This is a genomic window from Serinicoccus kebangsaanensis, assembly GCF_008919445.1.
GTDB lineage: Bacteria > Actinomycetota > Actinomycetes > Actinomycetales > Dermatophilaceae > Ornithinicoccus > Ornithinicoccus kebangsaanensis.
On sequence record NZ_VSLG01000001.1, the window covers coordinates 365,340 to 385,259 of the forward strand.

Genomic DNA, 19,920 nt, shown 5'->3' on the forward strand with positions numbered 1-19,920 from the left:
TCTGCCATGGCATTGTCATAGGAATCTCCCCTCGCGATCCGACGGACGCGACGGCGTCGGCTTCGGCGAGCCGCTCGGTGTAGCGAATCGCTCGATACTGGACTCCGCGATCGCTGTGATGAATGAGCCCGGTGAGGTCTTGTCCGGACCGATGGCGGGTCCACAGACCCATGTCGAGAGCGTCCAACGCGAGGTCGGTGCGCAGCGATGTCGATACCTGCCAGCCCCCACGATCCTGCGGGAGAAGACATCGAGGACGAACGCGACGTAGGTCCACCCGGCGTGCGTGCGGACGTAGGTCAGGTCGGCGACCCACAGCTGGTTGGGAGCCGTGGCGGTGAACGTGCGCATGACGAGGTCCTCAGGCCGCTCGATCTGCGCACCGTCGCCGAAGGTGGTGCGGCGCGTCTTGTCCCGCGCGATGCCGCGCAGGCCCTCGGCGCGCATCAGCCGCTCCACGGTGCACCGTGCGACGCGGATACCTTCGCGGTTGAGCTCGGCGTGGACCTTCCTCGCGCCGTAGACACCCAGGTTCGCCTGGTGCGCGGTCTTGATGTCGACGATGAGCTCGGCGTCACGAATCGCCCGCGCCGATGGCGGCCTGGTCTTGGACGCGTAGTAGCTGCTCGGGGCGATCTGCACGCCGGCGTCTTTCAACACGGCGCAGATCGGCTCGACCCCGACCTGACGCCCATCGACCACGTCGTGGCGATGGGCGTCAAGGTAGGCCACTACCTGCTGGTGGGGCGGTCGAGCTCCGCCGCGAAGAAGGCCGAGGCCGTCTTCAGGATGTGATTCGCGCGCCGCAACTCGCGGACCTCCCGCTCGAGCTCGGCCACGCGCTGCGAGTCGCTGGTGGTAGTGCCCGGCCGGGCACCGCCATCGATCTCAGCCTGCCGGACCCAGTTGCGCAAGGTCTCACGGTGCATCCCGAGCTGCTCGGCTACCCGAGCGATCGCCCCCGGCTTCGTCGCCGGGTCTGGGCGCAGCTCCACCGCCATACGGGTAGCACGCTCACGCAGCTCGTCGGGGTACTTCCTGGGTGCTGCCATAACTCTCATCTTCCATGGATTGAGAGCCTCCACCAGACCCGGGGCGATTCACACCGTCAGGACAGACGGTTGACCACCCTCACGTTGCTTTGGCTGTCACCGCGGGCGAGGTAGTAGGGGTCCGGAGGCCTCGCTGATCGTCGTGCCCCTCTCGGATCAGATCCTCTTGGTGGCGGGCCATCCTGCACGTATCCTGCTCGTTTCGAGGACGAAAGCGCCCCTGACTGGCGTTTCCGCTGGTCAGGGGCCTGCTGTGCTGGTGGACGATACTGGGATCGAACCAGTGACCTCTTCCGTGTCAAGGAAGCGCGCTACCGCTGCGCCAATCGTCCCTGCGCGGTGAAGACCGCGAGTGCGAGGTGGAGACGGGATTCGAACCCGTGTATACGGCTTTGCAGGCCGCTGCCTCGCCTCTCGGCCACTCCACCGTGAGGCATCTGGTGGTGTTCGTGCCTCCGAGCGGATGACCGGCCTCGAACCGGCGACCTCAACCTTGGCAAGGTTGCGCTCTACCAACTGAGCTACATCCGCGTGCGCCGCTGACACCAGCGGCGCGAGAGAAAACATTAGCCGACGGCGGCAGGCGATTCCAAATCACCGACGCGGCGCGTCACCGGCCGCTCAGCGAGGTCCGGGTATGCCGTCCAGCTGCGCCAGCCGGCGCTGCTCGTCCTCGTCCGACTCGTCGTCCTGCGCGCGCATCCGCGCCCGCTCCTCCCGGCGCAGCTCCCAGCTCGCGCGCCGCTCCTCCCACCACTCGTTGACCCGCGCCGTGGGGCCGCGGTACTCCGGCGGCGGCCAGAGCCGGCGGATCGCCGCGTTGAGCGAGGCCCCGACCAGGACGGCGAAGGACAGGAAGTAGAGGTAGACCATGAGGATGATCGGCGCTGTCAGCGGGCCGAAGACGGAGAAGCCGCCCGCCGCGAGCTCGGCCCACCGGCGGATGAGGATGGAGCTGATCACCCAGAACGCGATGGTGAGCAGGGCACCGGGCAGGTCGCGCCAGAAGGGCGAGCGCGCCGGGGTCGCGACGTGGAACAGCCCGGTGAGGCTCACCACGCCGAGGACACCGACGAGCGGCCAGTAGAGCTCGACGAGCATGTCCATCTGGTCCGGCAGCCAGCGCAGCAGATAGCCCGGCCCGATGAGCAGCAGCGGGAGGGTCAGGCCCATGACCACGATCGAGGCGAGGTATGCCGTGAGCGAGAGCACGCGGGCGCCCACCGGACCGCGGTCGCCGCCCTGCCCATACATGATCGAGATCGCGTCGAGGAAGATGTGCAGCGCCCGGGACCCCGACCAGAGCGCGATGAGGAAGCCCACCGACAGGTAGTCGCCGCGCCGGGCGGTCAGGGTCTGCTGGAACGTCGGCATGATGACGTCCTCCACCGCCTCCGGCGTGAGGAAGGTCAGCGACCAGCGCTCCAGCGCGCTGCTCATGCGCATCAGGGTCTCCGGGCCGAGCCACTCGGAGGCGAAGCCCGCCCCGGCGACCAGGGCCACGAGCAGCGGCGGCAGGGACAGCAGGGTGAAGAAGGCCGCCTCGGCGGCGAGCCCGGTCGCCCGGTAGCGGAAGGCCACCACGGCGGTCTCGGCGGTGAGCCGCACGAAGGCGACGGCCCCGGGGATCGGGGCGATGACCCGGCGCAGGCGACGTCGGAACGTCGTGGGGACCGTCATCACACCCGTCACGTTAGCCCCAGGCATACCAGAACCCGTGGAGGCGGGCCGAGGAGCCCCAGCGCGCGGGAGCTGCACCCCTCGGGCCTACACTGGAGTGCTGGTGACAACGCGGTCAGCCCCTTCCGTGGACCCGCGACAGAAAGGCACCGACCACCCGATGGAACTCTGGCCCGGATCGGCCTACCCCCTGGGCGCCACCTTCGACGGCAGCGGCACCAACTTCGCGCTGTTCTCCGAGCACGCGACCGCCGTCGACCTCTGCCTCATCAACGACCGGGCTATCGAGACCGTGCTGCCGTTGACCGAGGTCGACGCCTACGTGTGGCACGGCTACGTGCCCAACTGCCAGCCCGGCCAGCGCTACGGCTTCCGGGTGCACGGCCCCTACGAACCCTCCCGCGGACACCGCTTCAACCCGCACAAGCTGCTGCTGGACCCCTACGCCAAGGCGATCGCCGGCCAGATCCGCGGGCACCAGGGCCTGTTCGCCTACGACTTCGGCGACCCCACGTCATACAACACCGACGACTCGGCCCTGCACACGATGACCTCGGTGGTGGTCAACCCGTTCTTCGACTGGGGGCACGACCGGCCGCCCCGGCACGAGTACCACGACAGCGTCATCTACGAGGCGCACGTCAAGGGCCTGACGATGAACCACCCGGACGTCCCGCCGGAGATCCGTGGCACCTACGCGGGCGTCGCGCACCCCGCGGTGGTCGAGCACCTGACCAGCCTCGGCGTGACCGCGCTCGAGCTGCTCCCCGTGCACCAGTTCGTCAACGACCCGCACCTGCAGGACGCCGGGATGTCGAACTACTGGGGCTACAACACGATCGGCTTCCTCGCCCCGCACAACGGCTACTCCGCCTACGGCCACCGCGGCCAGCAGGTCACCGAGTTCAAGTCGATGGTCAAGACCCTGCACGAGGCCGACATCGAGGTCATCCTCGACGTGGTCTACAACCACACGGCCGAGGGCAACCACCTGGGGCCGACGCTGTCCTTCCGCGGCATCGACAACGTGAGCTACTACCGCCTCGTCGACTTCGACCGGGCGCACTACTACGACACCACGGGCACCGGCAACAGCCTGCTCATGCGCAGCCCGCACGTGCTGCAGCTCATCATGGACAGCCTGCGCTACTGGGTCACCGAGATGCACGTCGACGGCTTCCGCTTCGACCTCGCGGCGACCCTGGCCCGGCAGTTCCACGAGGTGGACAAGCTCTCCGCCTTCTTCGACATCGTCCAGCAGGACCCGGTCATCTCCCAGGTCAAGCTCATCGCCGAGCCCTGGGACCTCGGCGACGGCGGCTACCAGGTCGGCAACTTCCCCCCGCTGTGGACCGAGTGGAACGGCAAGTACCGCGACACGGTCCGCGACTACTGGCGCGGCGCCCCGGCCACGATGGGCGAGTTCGCCTCCCGCATCACCGGCTCCAGCGACCTCTACGAGCAGAGCGGGCGCCGACCGTATGCCTCGATCAACTTCGTCGTCGCGCACGACGGATTCACCCTGGCCGACCTCGTGTCCTACAACGAGAAGCACAACGAGGCGAACGGCGAGGGCGGCGCAGACGGGGAGGACCACAACCGGTCGTGGAACGGCGGCGTCGAGGGCCCGACCGACGACCCGGAGATCCAAGCGTTGCGGCTGCGGCAGCAGAAGAACTTCCTGGCCACCCTCATGCTCAGCCAGGGTGTCCCGATGCTGGCGCACGGTGACGAGATGGGCCGCAGCCAGCAGGGCAACAACAACGTCTACGCCCAGGACAACGAGCTGGCCTGGATGGACTGGGACCTGGACCCGCACCAGCTCGAGCTGCTCGACTTCACCTCCCGGCTGATCGCGCTGCGCCGCGAGCACCCCGCCTTCGGTCGCCGCCGCTTCTACGCCGGCGACGCCGACCACGGTGGGCAGAGCGACCTCGGCGACATCCAGTGGTACTCCCCCGGCGGCGAGGTGATGAACGAGGAGCGGTGGCACAGCCGGGAGCAGGCCGTCATGGTCTTCCTCAACGGCGAAGCGATCAGCGAGCGGGACGACCGCGGCCGGCCGGTCACCGACGACCACTTCCTGCTGCTCTTCAACGGCCACCACGAGGCGGTCGACTTCACCGTGCCGGGCGGGATGAACACCCCGACCTGGCAGGTGGTCGTCGACACCAGCGGCGACGACCTCGACGACGACGTGCCGTGGGAGACCGGCGGCACGCACCAGATGCCGGCGCGGGCGGTGGTGGTCCTGCAGGCCACGCCCCGGCCGGAGCTCGCCGCCGACTGACGTTCTGGACATAGCTTTCTGGGGCCCGTCCCCCAGAAAGTTATGTCCAGAACGGCAGGTCTCAGAGGTCGGCCAGCCGCTCCTGCTGCTCGGCGACGTCGAAGTCGGCCTCCGGCCAGGCGAGGTCGAGACCGCGCAGGTGCTCCAGCAGCAGCTGCTGGACGGCGAGCCGGGCATACCACTTGCGGTCCGCCGGCACGACGAACCACGGCGCGTGCTCGGTGCTGCACCGCTCCAGCAGCGCCTGGTATGCCTCCTGGTAGTCGTCCCAGTAGGCGCGCTCGTCGAGATCGCCGGGGTTGAACTTCCAGTGCTTGTCGGGCCGCTCGAGGCGCTCGGCCAGCCGCTCCTTCTGCTCCTCCGCGGAGATGTGCAGCATCACCTTGATGACCGTGACGTCGTCGGCCGCGAGCTTCTCCTCGAAGGCGTTGATGGTGGCGTAGCGGCGCTTCCACTGGCCGGGCGGGACGAGGTCGTGCACCCGGACGATGAGCACGTCCTCGTAGTGCGAACGGTCGAAGACGCCGATCATCCCCGGACCGGGTAGAGCCTTGCGGATGCGCCACAGGAACGGGTGCTTCTTCTCCTCCGCCGTCGGAGCCTTGAACGCGGTCAGCTCCACCCCCTGAGGGTCGACCGCTCCGACGACGTGCCGCATGATGCCGCCCTTGCCCGAGGTGTCCATCCCCTGGACGACGAGGAGCACGCGCTTGCGCCCGCCCGCCTTGGACTCGGCATACAGCTGCTCCTGCAGCGTGTCCAGCTCCTCGTCCGCGGCCGCCAGCGCGTCCTTGCCCTCCTGCTTGTCACCGCCGAAGTGCGGGGTGGCCCGCGGATCCAGGTCCGCCAGGACGAAGCCGTCCTTGGCCCGCAGGGCCTCGGTCCAGGACGATGCCGAGGTCTCGGGCGAGGCCTTCTTGGCCTTGTCCCTGCTCTTGTCCTTCCCCTTGACCTTGTCCTTCGTGCCTGCGGACTTCTTCGACTTCTTTCCCATCGCCGCAGTCTGTCACGGGTCCAGCCGGACGCGCAGCAGCAGATCACCGCCCCACTCCAGCAGGTGCGAGGCCTCGCCGACCAGGCCACCCAGCTCCACCTCCGCGGGCACCACCAGCGGGCCTGCTCCTCCGGTCAGCACCGGACGCACGGTGAGGCACAGCTCGTCCACCGCCCCCTGCGCCACCCACGGCCCGAACAGCTCCGGGCCACCCTCGACCACGACCCGCCGCCACCCCCGTCGTGCGCAGACCTCGAGCACGGCGTCAGGAGGGACGTCCTGCCCGTCACCGCCCAGGACCAGCACCCCCGGGTCGGAGCGCAGCTGCGGCGGGACGTCCCCCGACCGGGTCACCACGAGCAGGGCGCAGTCCTGGAGCGGGCCGTAGCCCTCGGCCCGCGCCGTCCCGGCCGCGACCACCACCACGTCAGCCCAGCGGCGCAGGTGGGCGAAGGCGGCGTGGTCGCCCTCCGACCCGGCGTTGAGCCCACCGCTGCGCCCCCCGGGACCGGTCACCCGGCCGTCCAGGGTGGTGATGAAGCTCCCCCGCACCCACACCGCGTCGTCCGCGACCCCGTCCGGCGGGGCATACCAGCGGGCGAGCTCGGCCTCGGACACCGGACCACGGGAGATCTCCATGCTTATCGGGCGGTTCAGCGCAGGAAGGAGGCCACGAGGTCCTCCCACAGCGAGGCGTTGGTGTTCCACTCCTGGCAGTGCCGGGCCTGCGGCCAGACGAAGGTCTGCACCAGCCCCGGCCGGCGCCGGGCCAGGTCCTGAGAGGGCCCGAAGGGCACCGTCTCGTCGGTCGCGGAGTGGATGATGAACATGCGGTGGCTCACCTCGTCGGCCCGGTCCACCCAGTTGGTGGCGGCCACGTCGACCGGCTCCGCGATCCGGAGCAGATGCCGGGACGCCTTGCTGCGCAGCAGGCTCCGGGCCAGCTGCTCGATCGGTCGCGGGATGAAGTGCAGGTCCGCCTGGTGCGCGAGGACCGAGCCCCAGTCGATGACCGGGCCGTTGAGCACGACCCGCTGCACCCGGTGCGCGACGTCCGAGCGGTTCAACGCCTGCAGCACGATCGCCCCGCCCATCGACCAGCCGAGCAGGACGATCCGCCGGGCGCCGTGGGCGAGGGCATACCGCATCGCGGCGTCGATGTCGCGCCACTCGGACAGCCCGAGGCTGTAGCGCCCGTCCGAGGAGGGTGGCGCGCCGATGTCGTTGCGGTACATCGGAATCAGGCAGGTGTAGCCGAGTCGGTGCAGCACCGGGACGGCACGCAGGGTCTCGCCGCGCTGGGCGCTGCGACCGTGCACCAGGATGGCCCAGTCGTCGTGGTGCGCCGGGGCCTGCGGGTCCCCCGGCACCCGCCACGCCGGCAGGTCGCCGACGTCGGAGGTGACGACGACGTCCTCGTGCTGCAGGCCCAGGGAGCTCGTGGGGTCGCCGCAGTAGAAGTACTTGTTCCACCGCGCGGGACCCGGCGCGAGGTCACCCTCGTCGACCCCCAGCAGCCGGCGGGTCACCACCTCCTGCCGCCGGGCGCCGCGGGCGGGATCGTCCGCGTCGTGGTCGTCGCCGGGGACGATCTCCCCGAGCCGGGCGTGCCCGGCCCCGCGCTCCAGCCACAGGCCGTACCTCCCCGCCGACGTCGTCTGCGGGTCTGCCCGCAGGGTCACCGTCCCGGCCTCCCGGTCGACGGCGACGACCGTGACGTCGTCCTTCTTCTCGTGCTCGGGGGTGATGATCCGGTGCGCGAAGTAGGTCGCGGTGCCCATCGACACCGCACCGCCGAGGGCCGCTCCCCCGGCCACGGCCGAGCCCACCGCCGCCGCGCGGCTCGCCGTGCTGGTCATCCGCGTCATCGCAGGCCCCCTCAGTCCCCCGTCACCGGTGCCCCGAGCACCTCGGCCAGCGGGTAGTCGACCGGCTGGTCCAGCTGGTCGTAGGTGCAGCTGCCCGGCTCGCGGTCCTCCCGCCACCGCAGGAACTGCGCGGTATGCCGGAACCGGTCGCCCTCGAGGTAGTCGTACTTCACCTCGACCACCCGCTCGGGCCGCAGCGGCGTGAACGACAGGTCCTTGCCCGCCGCCCACCGCGACCCCTCGCTCTTGCGCGGGGTGTCCGCCTGCAGCTGGGCCGCCCAGTCCCACGGGTGGCCCTCGAACCCGGTCACCAGTGGCTGCAGCTCGGTGAAGAGCTCCCGGCGCCGGGCCATCGTGAACGAGGAGGACACCCCCACGTGCGCCAGCCGACCCTCGTCGGTGTAGATCCCCAGCAGCAGCGACCCGATCGCGTCCTCGCCCGACTTGTGCGTGCGGTAGCCGGCGACCACGCAGTCGGCGGTCCGGGTGTGCTTGAGCTTGGTGAGGACCCGTTTGTTCGGCTGGTAGGTGGCCTCCGGGTCCTTGCCGATGATGCCGTCCAGGCCGGCCCCCTCGAAGTCCCGGAACCAGCGCATCGCCAGCTCGGCGTCCTCGGTCAGCGGAGACAGGTGCACCGAGCCCGCGGAGACGGCCGGGAGGATCGACTCCAGCCGCTCGCGCCGCACGCGGAACGGCTGACCGGTGAGGTCCTCGTCGCCCAGGGCCAGCAGGTCGAAGGCGACGAAGGCCGCCGGGGTGGCCTCGCTCAGCATGCGCACCCGCGACTCGGCAGGGTGGATCCGCTGCCCGAGCGCCTCGAAGTCCAACCGCGAGCCGTCCGCGGAGGCGACGACGATCTCACCGTCGACCACGCACCGCTGCGGCAGCTCGGCCCGGGCGGCCACCACGAGCTCGGGGAAGTAGCGCGTCATCGGCTTCTCGTTGCGCGAGCCGAGCTCCACCTCCTCGCCGTCCCGGAAGACGATCGAGCGGAAGCCGTCCCACTTCGGGTCGTAGCGCCAGCCCTCGGGCAGGGTCGCGGCAGGCTTGGCCAGCATCGGCTTGACCGGAGGCATCACGGGCAGGTCCACGCCGCCAGTGTGCCTGATCGGACCGACAGACGCCCGGGGGCACTGACGACGGTCGGGGCGGAGAGGCATACTGGCGAGCCAGACCGCGACCGCACGACGAAGGACGGTGACATGGCGGACGACGTCATCCGCTGGCTCGCGGACGTCGACGCCTCGATGCTGGGCGAGGTCGGCGGCAAGGCGGCGAACCTCGGCGAGCTGCTCCGCGCGGGTCTGCCCGTGCCGGACGGCTTCGTCCTCACGACGGCGGCGTATGCCCCCACCCGGCCGGGCGAGACCCTGCCGGGCGAGGTGCGGGAGCGGGTCGCAGCGGCATACGAGGAGCTGGGCGAGCGGGCCGGCACCGAGGACGTGGCGGTGGCGGTCCGCTCCTCGGCCACCGCCGAGGACCTCCCGGAGGCGAGCTTCGCCGGGCAGCAGGACACCTTCCTGCACGTGATCGGGGTCGACGCGGTGCTGCGCGCGGTGCGCGACTGCTGGGCGGGGCTGCGGTCGGAGCGGGCGACCGCCTACCGCAGGAGGCAGGGCATCGACGAGGACGGCGTGGCGATGGCCGTCGTCGTCCAGCGCCTCGTGCCGGCCCACGCCGCGGGAGTGCTCTTCACCGCCAACCCCTCCACCGGCGCCCGCGACGAGATGGTCGTCAACGCCGCCTGGGGGCTCGGCGAGGCGGTCGTCGGCGGGCTGGTCACGCCGGACACCGTCCTGCTGAGCACCGCGGACCCGGACGCGCCACGCGTCGTGCGCGAGGACATCGCCACCAAGGACGTCCGCACCGTGCCCTCCGGCACGGGCACGCAGGAGGAGTCCACCCCGGCCGGGCAGGCGGACCAGCCCGCCCTGGACCGGTCGACCCTGCTCGACCTGGCCGCGCTCGGCGTCCGCATCGCCGAGCACTTCGGCGCACCGATGGACGTCGAGTGGGCCTCCGGGGAGGAGGGGATCGCCATCCTGCAGGCGCGGGCCATCACCTCGCTGCCGCCGGCGCCGCTGCGCGACGTGCGCTGGGAGCCTCCCGTCGCGGACACGGTCTGGATGCGGCGTCAGGTGGTGGAGCACATGCCCGAGCCGCTGTCGCCGCTCTTCGAGGAGCTCTACCTGCGTCGCGGCCTGCACGTGGCGATCGGCGAGCTCGGCCGGGAGATGGGCCGAGCCGGTGGGGTGAGGTTCGACTTCGACCGCATGGTGCCGCACGGCTTCGGCCGGACGATCAACGGCTACGCCTACACCACGGTGAGCTTCGACTACGGGTGGCCCACGGTCCGGGCCATCGTCGGCGTGTATGCCCGGATGCCACGGCTCTTCCACAGCCCGGCCTTCGACTGGCACGGGGTGGTGCTGCCCCGCTACCAGCAGGTCCGCGCCCGGTGGACGCAGCTCGACGTGCCCGCCGCACCGAGCGAGGAGCTGCTGGAGGGCCTGGCCGAGCTGGCCCTCGAGGACGCGCGCTACTGGTTCGGCTCGGCGCTGGACCTGGGGATGTCCCGGCTCCTCGACCCCTTCTTCGGAGCGGTCCTGCGGCTCCCGCCGTTCCGCGGCGCGCTGCCCGACCCCGGCCTGGGCAGCTCGGCCTTCCTGCGCGGCTTCGGCTCCCCCGCCCTCGACGCCCAGGCCGACCTGGAGGACCTCGCGGCACAGGTCCGCTCCTCCCGTGAGCTGCGCGCACTGGTGCTCGACACGGCGCCCGAGGAGCTGCTGGGGGCGTTGGACGATCACCCGGACGGTGCCGCGGTGCGGGCCAGGCTGGGCCGGCACCTGACGACCTACGGCCACCAGATCTACAACCTCGACTTCGCCGACCCGACCATGGGCGAGGACCCCTCCCTCGTGATCTCGTCGCTGCGCACGCTGGTCGACACCGAGCCCGAGAAGGGTGCCCAGGCCCGCCGGGAGGAGATCGCGGCGCGGCGCGAGGAGCTGCTCGAGCAGACCCGGCAGGGTCTGGGGCCGGTCGGCCGGGCGGTCTTCGACCGGTTGTGGCGGCTGACGGCGCGGTATGCACCCATGCGCGAGCACGTGGTCTTCCACCTCGGGTCGGGCTGGCCGGCGGCGCGCCGGCTGGCAGCCGAGCTGGGTCGGCGGCTGGTCGAGACCGGGGCCCTGCGCGAGGCCGACGACGTCTACTTCCTGACCGACGGCGAGATCCGCTCCGCGCTGGGCCTCCCGGCGCGGACGGAGGACGACGCCCGCAGCGGTGCCGAGGCCAGGCAGGACCAGGACGTGCCCGACGCCGCCGAGCTGGCCGACCTGGCCCACGAGCGGCGGGAGCTGCGCGCGGCACGGTCCCGCCTGGCGCCGCCCCCGGTGGTGCCCGAGCGGGGCGGGCTGAGGGTCGGCCCGTTCACCCTCACCGCCTTCCACCCGACCCCGGAGGACTCCGGCGAGGACGGCGACGTGCTCACCGGGTTCGCCGTCAGCTCGGGGCAGGTCACCGCACCCGCGTCGGTCATCGGCTCGACCGCGGACTTCCACCTGATGCGGCCCGGCACGATCCTCGTCGCCCGCACGACCACCCCCGCCTGGACGCCGCTGTTCGCCCAGGCCGCGGGGCTGGTCACCGATGTCGGCGGCGCGCTGGCCCACGGCTCCATCGTGGCGCGGGAGTACGGCATACCGGCCGTCATGGGGACCGGGGCCGCCACCGAGCGGATCACCTCCGGCACCGTCCTCACGATCGACGGTGACCGTGGCACGGTCCGGCTGCACGACGACGACGCCGGGCAGGAGTCGTGAGCATGGCCGAGCTGGTGCCGATCACCGGCGAGCTGCGCGCGTATGCCTGGGGCCGCCCGGGTGGGGTGAGCGCCGCCCTGGGCCGGGAGCCCGGCGTCGAGCCGGAGGCCGAGCTGTGGCTGGGCGCCCATCCCAGCGCGCCCAGCCGGCGCGCGGGCGACCCCGAGCACGGGGGGTGGTCCGACCTGGCCGGGTGGGAGGAGGACCGTGGGCAGCACCTGCCCTTCCTGCTGAAGCTGCTCGCCGCGGCGTCACCGCTGTCGCTGCAGGCCCACCCGAGCACGGAGCAGGCACGCGAGGGCTTCGCCCGCGAGGAGGCCGAGGGGGTCCCCGGCGACGCCCCGCACCGCAACTACAAGGACCCGCACGCCAAGCCCGAGCTCGTCGTCGCGGTGGAGGACGGCTTCGACGCGCTCTGCGGCTTCCGGCCGGTCGGCGAGGTCCTGACCGTGCTCGACGGCCTCGCCGCGCAGGTCGAGGAGACCGCCCTCGAGCGCTGGCGAGCCCGGCTGACGGGGCCTGCGGACACCGGCGACCCCGCGACCGCGGTGCGCGACACCGTGGGGTGGCTGCTCTCCGGCGACCCGGCGGTCCAGCGGCTGGTCCGCACCCTCGGCGGGACGGACCTGTCCGCCCTCCCGGAGCGCGACGCCGACCTCGTCCGGCTGCTGGCGCGGCACCACCCCGGCGACCCGGGGATCGCGGTGGCGCTCATGCTCAACCGGGTCACGCTCGCCCCGGGCGAGGCGCTGTGGCTGCCCGCCGGCAACGTGCACGCCTACCTCTCCGGGCTCGGTGTCGAGGTCATGGGTCCCAGCGACAACGTGCTCCGCGGCGGCCTGACCGGCAAGCACGTCGACGTCGCCGAGCTGCTGCGCGTGCTGGACTTCACGCCGGGCCCACCACCGCGCCTGGCCCCGGTCGAGGTCGCGGCGGGGGTGCGGGCATACCGTCCGAGCACGCAGGCCAGCGGCGCGGACGTGCCCTGGCAGGTGCTGCAGGTCACCGGTCCGGCGGAGGTCGAGACGGGTGGCCCGTCGATCGCGCTCGTGCTGGGCGGCGAGTTCGGGCTCCGGGCGGAGACCTCGGGCGCGACCGGGGACCCGCTCACGCTGTCCCGGGGCGAGGCCTGCTTCGTCGACCGTCCCGGCCGGCTCGCGGTGACGGGCTCCGGCGACCTCTACCTCGCGACGACCCTGTCCTGAGCCGCCACACGCACGGACGGTCCCGTGGATGTGGGGCACGGTGCCGACTCCCACGGGACGCTCCGGCGGGGTGTCATCGCCGCCGTCCGCTCAGGTGCCCTCCACCCGGTTGCCCTGCTCGTCCCAGTGCTCGGCCACCTTCTTGGAGGGCTGCACCCGCGGAGGCTCCCATGGCATCTTCGGGTGCTCCGGTGGGAAGTTGAGCTCCCCCAGTCCCCGCTCCAGGTCGGCCTCCCACAGCCCGTAGGCGCCGTCGATCGTGCCCGGATCGTCGTGCAGGCCGGCCCAGGCGTCCCCGTGCTCGGCCAGGAAGTCCGGCACCGTGTGCAGGGTCAGCGCGGCAGGGTCGACGTCGTCGAGCTGCTCCCAGGCGAGCGGCACCGAGACCGGCGCCCCCGGCAGGATCCGGGTGCTCCAGGCCGCGGCCAGCGTGCGGTCGCGCGTGGCCTGGTTGAAGTCGACGAAGATGCGCTCGCCACGCTCCTCCTTCCACCACGCCGTCGTGACCAGCTCCGGCATCCGCCGCTCCAGCTCCCGTGCGATCCCGATGACGGCGTGCCTGACCTCGAGGAACTCCAGCCGCGGCTGGATCGCCGCGAAGACGTGGACGCCACGGTTGCCGGTGGTCTTGACGAAGGGGGTGAGACCGACGTCGGTCATCACCTCGCGCAGACCGTGCGCCGCCCGCACGACGTCGGCGAAGCCGCGGCCCGGCTGCGGGTCGAGGTCGATCCGCACCTCGTCGGGATGGTCGTTGTCCGCGGAGCGCACCGGCCACGGGTGCCAGGTCACCGTCCCCATCTGCGCGGTCCACAGCAGGGTCGCCAGGTCGGTCCCGTCGATGACCAGCTGCGGGTGGCTGCGGCCGGACGGGTAGGTGCAGACGGTGGTGCGCGACCACTCGGGCACGCCCTTGGGCGGGTTCTTGGAGTAGAACTCCTCCCCCTCGATGCCGCCCCGCACCCGCTGCAACGTCACCGGACGGTCCGCCAGACCGCGCAGCATCGGCTCGGCCACGGCCCGGAGGTATGCCGCCAGGTCGGCCTTGGTGATCTCCGCACCGGCGTCGGTGGCCGGCCACACCACCTTGTCCGGGCTGGACAGGCGCACCTGCCGCTCCTCGCCCTCCGGGCCGGGGGCGGTCAGGGTCTGGGCGTCCGCAGGCATACCGCCGAATCTAGCGTGCCGGCGCCCCCGCCGACCTCCCCTTCTGGACATCGCTTTCTGGGGAGCGGGTCCCAGGATCCGATGTCCAGAAGGGACGGTCAGGAAGCAATACGGCTCCTCGGTCGTTGTCCCCGTCATGAGGCATCACAGCACCCCCGCGACGGACGCCACCAAGCCCGACGCCACGGCATACCAGAGCGCGAAGAGCGAGCAGGAGTGGCGCGAGCGGCTCACCCCGGCGGAGTATGCCGTCCTGCGGGAGTCCGGCACCGAGCGGCCGTTCGTGGGTGAGTACACCAACACCACGACCGAGGGTGTCTACGCCTGCCGCGCCTGCGGCGCCGAGCTTTTCCGCAGCGACACCAAGTTCGAGAGCCACTGCGGGTGGCCGAGCTTCTACTCCCCGCTCGCCGAGGACCGGGTGGAGTACCTCGTCGACGACTCGATGGGCAGCACCCGCACCGAGGTGCGCTGCGCCTCCTGCGGGTCCCACCTGGGCCACGTCTTCGAGGGCGAGGGCTACGACACCCCCACCGACCAGCGTTTCTGCATGAACAGCATCGCGATGACGCTGCACCCCAAGCAGGCCTGAGCCCCCACTGCCCGAATTCGACCTCTCGAATCGTCGCCATGGCGACGATTCGAGAGGTCGAAATCGAGCAATCAGCCGTAGGACCCACCGGTCTGTCGGCGGAAGACCTCGTCCAGCGCCGCGCGCGTGGCCTTGGGGACCCCAGCCTCCCGCATCAAAATGGCGAGCTGCTCGTTGCCGCCACCCGGTGTCGCGTGCCCCCGCAGCAGCTCTCCCAGGTCCACGTCGCCCTGCCCCAGGGGCGCCGCGACCTGCGCGAAGCTCTGCCCGAGCAGCCGCTCCGCATCCGGCCGCGCCATCCCGTGGTCGGTGAGGAAGGTCGCGACGGTCCCGAGGTAGTCGAAGAAGGGCGCGACGGTGCCCAGGCCGGTGGCGACGGCGTCGAACTCCTCGTCGCTGCCCACCGCGAGCACACCTCCCGTGCGCTCGAAGACGGTGCGCGCCTCCGGCAGGTCGGGACGCAGCGGGGTCGACCAGGCGCGGACCGCGGTGGCGACCATCGGCACCGCCCGGGCCGTGCGGTGGGCGGGCGCGACCGCAGCGGCCAGGTCCGGCGCGGAGAGTCCCGTCACAGCGCTCACCACCGTCTGGTCCGGGCGCCAGGACAGGTCCGCGAGCAGACCGGCATCCTGTCGCCGCAGGCACACCAGCACGACGTCGGCGCGGTCGAGCACGGCCTGGTTGTCCGGGCCGACCTCGACACCGGGGTAGGCCCGCGCCAGCCGCTCGCCTGCCTCCGCCCCGCGGGGCGACAGCACGACCGGTGGCGGGTCGTCGACCCCCTCGCACAACCCGGTGACGATCGCGGAGGCGATCGCCCCGACGCCGAGGATGCCGATGGTTGAGGTCATGACGTCAGCCTCGCACGCGGCGCCACCCGCTCCGTCGCGTGCCCTCAGGGCAGGGCGGCGACGACCTGGTCCAGGCTCACCCGCGGGCCGGTGAAGAAGGGGGTCTCCTCGCGCACGTGCAGCCTGGCGTCGGTGGCCCGCAGCTCGCGCATGAGGTCCACGATCCGGTGCAGCTCGTCGGCCTCGAAGGCCAGGAGGAACTCGTAGTCACCCAGGGCGAAGCTGGCCAGCGTGTTGGCGAGCACGTCCTTGTAGTCCCGCGCCGCCATCCCGTGCTCCCGCAGCATCCGCGAGCGCTCCCCGGCATCCATGACATACCAGTCGTAGGACCGCACGAAGGGGTAGACGCACAGGTAGGCCTTCGGCTCCGCCCCGGAGAGGAACGCCGGCACGTGGCCCCGGTTGAACTCCGCGGGCCGGTGGATGGCCACGTTGCTCCACACCGGCTCCAGGTGCTGGCCCAGGTGGGTCTGCCGGAAGCGCTGGTATGCCGTCTGCACCGTCTCGACGCGCTCCGCGTGCCACCAGATGAGCAGGTCCGCGTCCGCCCGCAGGGCGGACACGTCGTAGACCCCGCGGATGACCAGACCGTCCTGCTCGAGCGCGGCGAAGAGCTCACCGACCTCCGTCGCCAGCGCGGCGCGCGCCTTGCCCTGCGGCAGCGGGGCAGCGGCGCGGAAGACGGAGTAGGCGGCATAGCGGATCGAGGCGTTGATCTCCTCGGCCTGCTCGGGGGTGGGGTGGGTGTAGTCGGACATGTCCCTCATTGTGCTGGGTGCAGGTCCGCCACGGCCCGGCGGGCCGAGGCGATGCAGGCCGGGATCCCGACGCCGTCGTAGGTGGCGCCGCAGACCGCCAGTCCGGGCACCTCGGCCACCGCCTCCCGCACCTGCGCGACCAGGTCCACGTGGCCCACGGCATACTGCGGCAGCGCACCTCCCCACCGCTGAACGTCCGCGTCGACCGGGGCCGGCAGGGGTCGACCGAGCGCGTCGGACAGGTCGGCGAGCGCGGCGTCGACCAGCTCGGCGTCCGGCCGCTGCAGGGTCGCCTCCTCGCCGTGCCGCCCGATCGAGGCTCGCAGCAGGACCAGATCCCTGGCGCGGCCGGGATCGCCCGCGTCCAGCCCCAGCTCACGCACCCAGTCCCACTTGGTGGCGCTGAAGGTCGCCGCCTTGATGACCCGCTGCTCGACCGGAGGCACGAGGAAACCCGACCCGCGCAGCGCCCCCAGCGGCTCGGCCTCGAAGGCGAGGCTCAGCACCGCCATCGAGGCGGTCTCGACGGTCGCCAGCGCCCCGGCGGCGGTGGGCGCGACCTGCTCCAGCAGCCGTGCCGCGGGGGCCGGTGGCAGGGCCAAAACAACCCGGTCGGCGCGGTAGGCGGTCGGGTCGGGGCGCGGACCGGTCACCACCTCGAAGCCCCCGTCAGCGGTGCGGGTCAGCTCCCGGACCGTCGTCCCCGTCCTGATCTGCACCTCGCGGTCGCACAGCGCCTGCGCGAGGGTGGTGGGCAGACGGTGCAGCCCCCCACGGACCCCGGCGAAGACCGGGGCGGCGGGACCATCACCCGGCGCGAGCGGGAGCAACCGGGCGACGGCGTCCTGCAGCCGCTCGCCGCGCTGCGCCGCCCGGAGCAGCCCCGGGACGGCGGCCCGGGCCGAGAGCAGACGCGCGTGGCCGGCATACACCCCGCCGAGCAGGGGCTCGACCAGCCGGTCGGTCAGCGCCGTCCCGAGGCGTGCCGCGACGAGGTCGCCGACGCTCACGTCGTCGGCCTCCAGCGGGTCCGCCGGCTCGGCCAGGGCACGGGCGACCTCGCCGTCGGTGAGCAGGCCGGCGAGTCCGCGCGGGTCGGCCGGCACCCCCATGAGCGTCCGCGGCGGCAGCGGCTGCAGCACCCCGCGACTCCACACCTGCGCCCGCGCCGGGGTCGGATGGGCGAGGTCCGCCCCGAGCCCGGCGCGCCGCAGCAGGTCCACCCCCTCGGGCCGACGGGCCAGCATCGCCTCGGCCCCGACGTCGACCTCCCGCCCGGCCAGGCTCCCGGCGCGCAGCTTCCCGCCGACCCGGTCGCTCCCCTCCAGGACGGTGACCCGGCCCTCGCCGTCGGCGTCGACCAGGGCCTGCGCCGCCGCCAGTCCGCTGATGCCGCCGCCGAGGACCAGGGTGGACGTCATGCCGTCCAGCGTCTCACCACGCCGCCGTGACCCGACCGTGACCCCCTCGTGGTGATCGTGCCCGGATCGTGACCCGGGTGCAGGAACGTGCCGCGCCCGGACCTCCGTCCCAGCCACGACGCCGCCGGGACCGGCCCGCGGCGGTGGCGAGAGGCTGGGCGATGACCGCACGACTGATGACGGCGCTGGTGGCGATGGTGCTCCTGCTGGCGGGATGCTCCGCAGATGGCTCGGGCGGCTCGGACGACTCGGCCGCCGAGGCGGCCTCCTCCCCCGGCGGTGAGGCCGACGGCGGCGACGCCGCGTCCGAGGGCGAGTCGGCCGACGGGTCCGGCGAGGAGTCGCGCGGCGCGGCCGCCGACCTCGGCCCGACCGTCGCGGACGGCGAGGCTCCGCTCATGGTGCGCAGCGTGGAGCTGGAGATGGTCGTCGAGGACGTGGCGGCCGCCGTCACCCGGGCACGGGCCACCACCACCGGGGCCGGGGGCTTCGTCTCCTCCGAGGACGTCTCCCCCGCGACCGGGACGCGGACCGGCTACGGCTCCCTCGTCCTGCGCGTCCCCGCCGCGGACCTGGACCAGGTCGTGACCAGCCTGTCCGAGCTGGGCGAGGTCCGGGCCAGCCGCAGCAACGCCGACGACGTGACGGCCGAGTACCGCGACGTCGAGGCCCGGATCGCCACCATGGAAGCCGGCGCGACCCGGTTGCGCGAGCTGGTGGCCGAGGCCGCGAACCTCGAGGACATCGCCGCCCTGGAACGCGAGCTGACCGACCGCGAGGCCGAGCTCGACGCCCTCAAGGCCCGGATGCAGGTGCTCTCCGACGACGTCGCCCGCTCCACCATCACGCTGCACCTGGCGGAGGAGTCCGAGGACCTGGACGAGGTCGTCCCCGACACCGGCTTCGTCGCCGGCCTGTCGCAGGGCTGGTCCGCCTTCACCACCTCGGTGACCATGCTGCTGACCGCCCTCGGCGCCCTGCTCCCCTTCCTCGTCCTCGCGGCCGCCGTGCTCGTCCCGGCGCTGGTCTGGCACCGTCGCCGGCGGGCGGCCAGCACCCCCGACCGTGAGACGATCGAGGAGTGACCTCCCCCGCGACACCGACGCTCGACCCGTCCCGCGCCGGCGCCGACAGCACCCTGGTGCGCGCCGCCCGGCAGCTCCCCACACCGCATACCCCGGTCTGGTTCATGCGGCAGGCGGGACGGTCGCTGCCGGAGTACCGCGAGCTGCGCCGGGACGTGCCGATGCTCACCAGCTGCCGCACCCCCGAGCTGGTCACCGAGATCACGCTGCAGCCGGTGCGGCGGCACGGGGTGGACGCGGCGATCTTCTTCAGCGACATCGTCGTCCCGCTGCAGGCCGTCGGCGTCGACGTCGACATCGTGCCAGGCACCGGCCCGGTCATCGCCCACCCGATCCGGGCCCGGGCGGACCTGGACCGGCTCCCGGAGCTCACGCCCGAGCACGTGCCGGACATCGCGGAGTCGGTGCGGCTGCTCGTCGCCGAGCTGGGGCATACCCCGCTCATCGGCTTCGCGGGCGCCCCGTTCACCCTCGCGTCCTACCTGGTCGAGGGTGGCCCGTCGAAGAACCACGAGCGCACCAAGGCCCTGATGCACGGGGACCCCCAGCTGTGGAGCGACCTGTGCGCGCGGCTGGCGCAGATCTCCGGCGCCTTCCTCCGGGTCCAGGCGGGCGCGGGCGCCGGCGCCGTGCAGCTCTTCGACTCCTGGGCGGGGCACCTGTCCCGCGCCGACTACCTGCGCCACGTCGAGCCGCACAGCCGCGCCGTGCTCGAGGGCGTCGCCGACCTCGGGGTGCCGCGCATCCACTTCGGGGTCGGGACCGGGGAGCTGCTGCCCGCCATGGCGCGGGCCGGGGCGGACGTCATCGGCGTCGACTACCGGGTGAGCCTGACCGACGCGGTGCAGCGGACGGAGGGGCGGTATGCCGTGCAGGGCAACCTCGATCCGGCGCTGCTCTTCGCGCCGTGGGAGGCGCTCGAGGCGCGGGTGCGCGAGATCGTGGACGAGGGGCGTGAGGCACCGGGCCACATCTTCAACCTCGGGCACGGCGTGCTCCCGGACACGGACCCGACCGTGCTGACCCGGGTGGTCGAGCTGGTGCACGAGGTGTCCGCGCGGTAGGAGCCAACCACGAGCGACGCCCGGTGGGTCCAGAGCCAACCACAGGCGACGCTCGGTGGGTCAGGAGGC

At 72.5% G+C, this 19,920-nt stretch carries 17 protein-coding genes and 3 tRNA genes; 6 read left to right on the forward strand and 14 right to left on the reverse strand.

Annotated features, from left to right (window positions below; all coding sequences use genetic code 11):
• Positions 1 to 15 precede the first annotated feature (15 nt).
• From FXF60_RS01760 to FXF60_RS01785, 6 genes are all read right to left on the reverse strand, one after another.
• On the reverse strand, positions 16 to 732 hold the full coding sequence (locus FXF60_RS01760) for an IS3 family transposase (RefSeq protein ID WP_151523510.1): 717 nt from the start codon (positions 730 to 732) through the stop codon (positions 16 to 18).
• Positions 732 to 1,052, reverse strand: a complete 321-nt coding sequence (locus FXF60_RS01765; protein WP_192796552.1) for a transposase — start codon at positions 1,050 to 1,052, stop codon at positions 732 to 734. The genes FXF60_RS01760 and FXF60_RS01765 overlap by 1 nt, the downstream gene beginning before the upstream one ends.
• Before the next feature lie 257 nt (positions 1,053 to 1,309).
• Positions 1,310 to 1,384: transfer RNA gene (locus FXF60_RS01770), tRNA-Val, on the reverse strand.
• A 25-nt stretch (positions 1,385 to 1,409) separates the two neighbouring features.
• A tRNA-Cys gene (locus tag FXF60_RS01775) sits at positions 1,410 to 1,480 on the reverse strand.
• Between the two features lie 30 nt (positions 1,481 to 1,510).
• Positions 1,511 to 1,583 (reverse strand) — tRNA-Gly (locus FXF60_RS01780).
• Positions 1,584 to 1,673: 90 nt separating this feature from the next.
• The gene (locus tag FXF60_RS01785; RefSeq protein ID WP_238335654.1) at positions 1,674 to 2,732 is read right to left on the reverse strand and encodes a YihY/virulence factor BrkB family protein; all 1,059 of its coding nucleotides are present in this window, start codon (positions 2,730 to 2,732) and stop codon (positions 1,674 to 1,676) included.
• 160 nt (positions 2,733 to 2,892) lie between these two features.
• On the opposite strand from FXF60_RS01785, the gene glgX reads away from it, so the two are divergent.
• Positions 2,893 to 5,022, forward strand: coding sequence for a glycogen debranching protein GlgX (gene glgX / locus FXF60_RS01790; protein WP_151523513.1), 2,130 nt, complete (start codon positions 2,893 to 2,895; stop codon positions 5,020 to 5,022).
• Between the two features lie 61 nt (positions 5,023 to 5,083).
• Here the strand turns inward: glgX and FXF60_RS01795 are convergent, their stop codons facing one another.
• The 4 genes from FXF60_RS01795 to FXF60_RS01810 are packed head-to-tail and all read right to left on the reverse strand — an operon-like array spanning position 5,084 to position 8,975.
• The gene (locus FXF60_RS01795; protein WP_151523514.1) at positions 5,084 to 6,016 is read right to left on the reverse strand and encodes a polyphosphate kinase 2 family protein; all 933 of its coding nucleotides are present in this window, start codon (positions 6,014 to 6,016) and stop codon (positions 5,084 to 5,086) included.
• Positions 6,017 to 6,028: 12 nt separating this feature from the next.
• Positions 6,029 to 6,634, reverse strand: coding sequence for a dihydrofolate reductase family protein (locus FXF60_RS01800; RefSeq protein WP_202879516.1), 606 nt, complete (start codon positions 6,632 to 6,634; stop codon positions 6,029 to 6,031).
• Between the two features lie 35 nt (positions 6,635 to 6,669).
• Positions 6,670 to 7,875: an alpha/beta hydrolase gene (locus FXF60_RS01805; RefSeq protein WP_151523614.1), complete on the reverse strand. Its 1,206-nt coding sequence runs from the start codon at positions 7,873 to 7,875 to the stop codon at positions 6,670 to 6,672.
• A gap of 20 nt (positions 7,876 to 7,895) precedes the next feature.
• A complete protein-coding gene (locus FXF60_RS01810) occupies positions 7,896 to 8,975 on the reverse strand; it encodes an ATP-dependent DNA ligase (protein WP_151523516.1) in 1,080 nt (359 codons plus the stop codon).
• Positions 8,976 to 9,086: 111 nt separating this feature from the next.
• On the opposite strand from FXF60_RS01810, the gene FXF60_RS01815 reads away from it, so the two are divergent.
• Together FXF60_RS01815 and manA are read left to right on the forward strand one after the other, a co-directional pair.
• Positions 9,087 to 11,708 carry a PEP/pyruvate-binding domain-containing protein gene (locus tag FXF60_RS01815; protein WP_151523517.1) on the forward strand — a complete coding sequence of 874 codons (2,622 nt, stop codon included), beginning with the start codon at positions 9,087 to 9,089 and terminating at the stop codon, positions 11,706 to 11,708.
• A 2-nt stretch (positions 11,709 to 11,710) separates the two neighbouring features.
• Positions 11,711 to 12,913 carry a mannose-6-phosphate isomerase, class I gene (gene manA / locus FXF60_RS01820; RefSeq protein WP_151523518.1) on the forward strand — a complete coding sequence of 401 codons (1,203 nt, stop codon included), beginning with the start codon at positions 11,711 to 11,713 and terminating at the stop codon, positions 12,911 to 12,913.
• A 90-nt stretch (positions 12,914 to 13,003) separates the two neighbouring features.
• On the opposite strand, the gene ligD is transcribed toward manA, so the two are convergent.
• Positions 13,004 to 14,080, reverse strand: coding sequence for a non-homologous end-joining DNA ligase (ligD, locus tag FXF60_RS01825; protein WP_151523519.1), 1,077 nt, complete (start codon positions 14,078 to 14,080; stop codon positions 13,004 to 13,006).
• A 136-nt stretch (positions 14,081 to 14,216) separates the two neighbouring features.
• On the opposite strand from ligD, the gene msrB reads away from it, so the two are divergent.
• Entirely contained in the window at positions 14,217 to 14,672 is a 456-nt protein-coding gene (gene msrB, locus FXF60_RS01830; protein ID WP_151523520.1) for a peptide-methionine (R)-S-oxide reductase MsrB, read from the forward strand.
• Positions 14,673 to 14,743: 71 nt separating this feature from the next.
• On the opposite strand, the gene FXF60_RS01835 is transcribed toward msrB, so the two are convergent.
• Genes FXF60_RS01835 through hemG form a run of 3 tightly spaced genes read right to left on the reverse strand, consistent with a single transcriptional unit; the run spans position 14,744 to position 17,702 of the window.
• Positions 14,744 to 15,523 carry an NAD(P)-binding domain-containing protein gene (locus FXF60_RS01835; RefSeq protein ID WP_151523521.1) on the reverse strand — a complete coding sequence of 260 codons (780 nt, stop codon included), beginning with the start codon at positions 15,521 to 15,523 and terminating at the stop codon, positions 14,744 to 14,746.
• 44 nt (positions 15,524 to 15,567) lie between these two features.
• Positions 15,568 to 16,281 carry a hydrogen peroxide-dependent heme synthase gene (gene hemQ / locus FXF60_RS01840; RefSeq protein WP_151523522.1) on the reverse strand — a complete coding sequence of 238 codons (714 nt, stop codon included), beginning with the start codon at positions 16,279 to 16,281 and terminating at the stop codon, positions 15,568 to 15,570.
• Positions 16,282 to 16,286: 5 nt separating this feature from the next.
• On the reverse strand, positions 16,287 to 17,702 hold the full coding sequence (hemG, locus tag FXF60_RS01845; RefSeq protein ID WP_151523523.1) for a protoporphyrinogen oxidase: 1,416 nt from the start codon (positions 17,700 to 17,702) through the stop codon (positions 16,287 to 16,289).
• Between the two features lie 161 nt (positions 17,703 to 17,863).
• On the opposite strand from hemG, the gene FXF60_RS01850 reads away from it, so the two are divergent.
• Positions 17,864 to 18,787, forward strand: a complete 924-nt coding sequence (locus tag FXF60_RS01850) for a DUF4349 domain-containing protein (RefSeq protein WP_151523524.1) — start codon at positions 17,864 to 17,866, stop codon at positions 18,785 to 18,787.
• Entirely contained in the window at positions 18,784 to 19,851 is a 1,068-nt protein-coding gene (gene hemE, locus FXF60_RS01855) for a uroporphyrinogen decarboxylase (RefSeq protein ID WP_151523525.1), read from the forward strand. The genes FXF60_RS01850 and hemE overlap by 4 nt, the downstream gene beginning before the upstream one ends.
• Positions 19,852 to 19,920: the final 69 nt, after the last annotated feature.

Bases quoted from the DNA above. Each gene is read 5' to 3' on its own strand.
- FXF60_RS01765 (WP_192796552.1), bottom strand. From the start codon at position 1,052: ATGGCAGCACCCAGGAAGTACCCCGACGAGCTGCGTGAGCGTGCTACC.
- FXF60_RS01785 (WP_238335654.1), bottom strand. From the start codon at position 2,732: ATGACGGTCCCCACGACGTTCCGACGTCGCCTGCGCCGGGTCATCGCC.
- glgX (WP_151523513.1), top strand. From the start codon at position 2,893: ATGGAACTCTGGCCCGGATCGGCCTACCCCCTGGGCGCCACCTTCGAC.
- FXF60_RS01795 (WP_151523514.1), bottom strand. From the start codon at position 6,016: ATGGGAAAGAAGTCGAAGAAGTCCGCAGGCACGAAGGACAAGGTCAAG.
- FXF60_RS01805 (WP_151523614.1), bottom strand. From the start codon at position 7,875: ATGACCAGCACGGCGAGCCGCGCGGCGGCGGTGGGCTCGGCCGTGGCC.
- FXF60_RS01815 (WP_151523517.1), top strand. From the start codon at position 9,087: ATGGCGGACGACGTCATCCGCTGGCTCGCGGACGTCGACGCCTCGATG.
- manA (WP_151523518.1), top strand. From the start codon at position 11,711: ATGGCCGAGCTGGTGCCGATCACCGGCGAGCTGCGCGCGTATGCCTGG.
- ligD (WP_151523519.1), bottom strand. From the start codon at position 14,080: ATGCCTGCGGACGCCCAGACCCTGACCGCCCCCGGCCCGGAGGGCGAG.
- msrB (WP_151523520.1), top strand. From the start codon at position 14,217: ATGAGGCATCACAGCACCCCCGCGACGGACGCCACCAAGCCCGACGCC.
- FXF60_RS01835 (WP_151523521.1), bottom strand. From the start codon at position 15,523: ATGACCTCAACCATCGGCATCCTCGGCGTCGGGGCGATCGCCTCCGCG.
- hemQ (WP_151523522.1), bottom strand. From the start codon at position 16,281: ATGTCCGACTACACCCACCCCACCCCCGAGCAGGCCGAGGAGATCAAC.
- hemG (WP_151523523.1), bottom strand. From the start codon at position 17,702: ATGACGTCCACCCTGGTCCTCGGCGGCGGCATCAGCGGACTGGCGGCG.
- FXF60_RS01850 (WP_151523524.1), top strand. From the start codon at position 17,864: ATGACCGCACGACTGATGACGGCGCTGGTGGCGATGGTGCTCCTGCTG.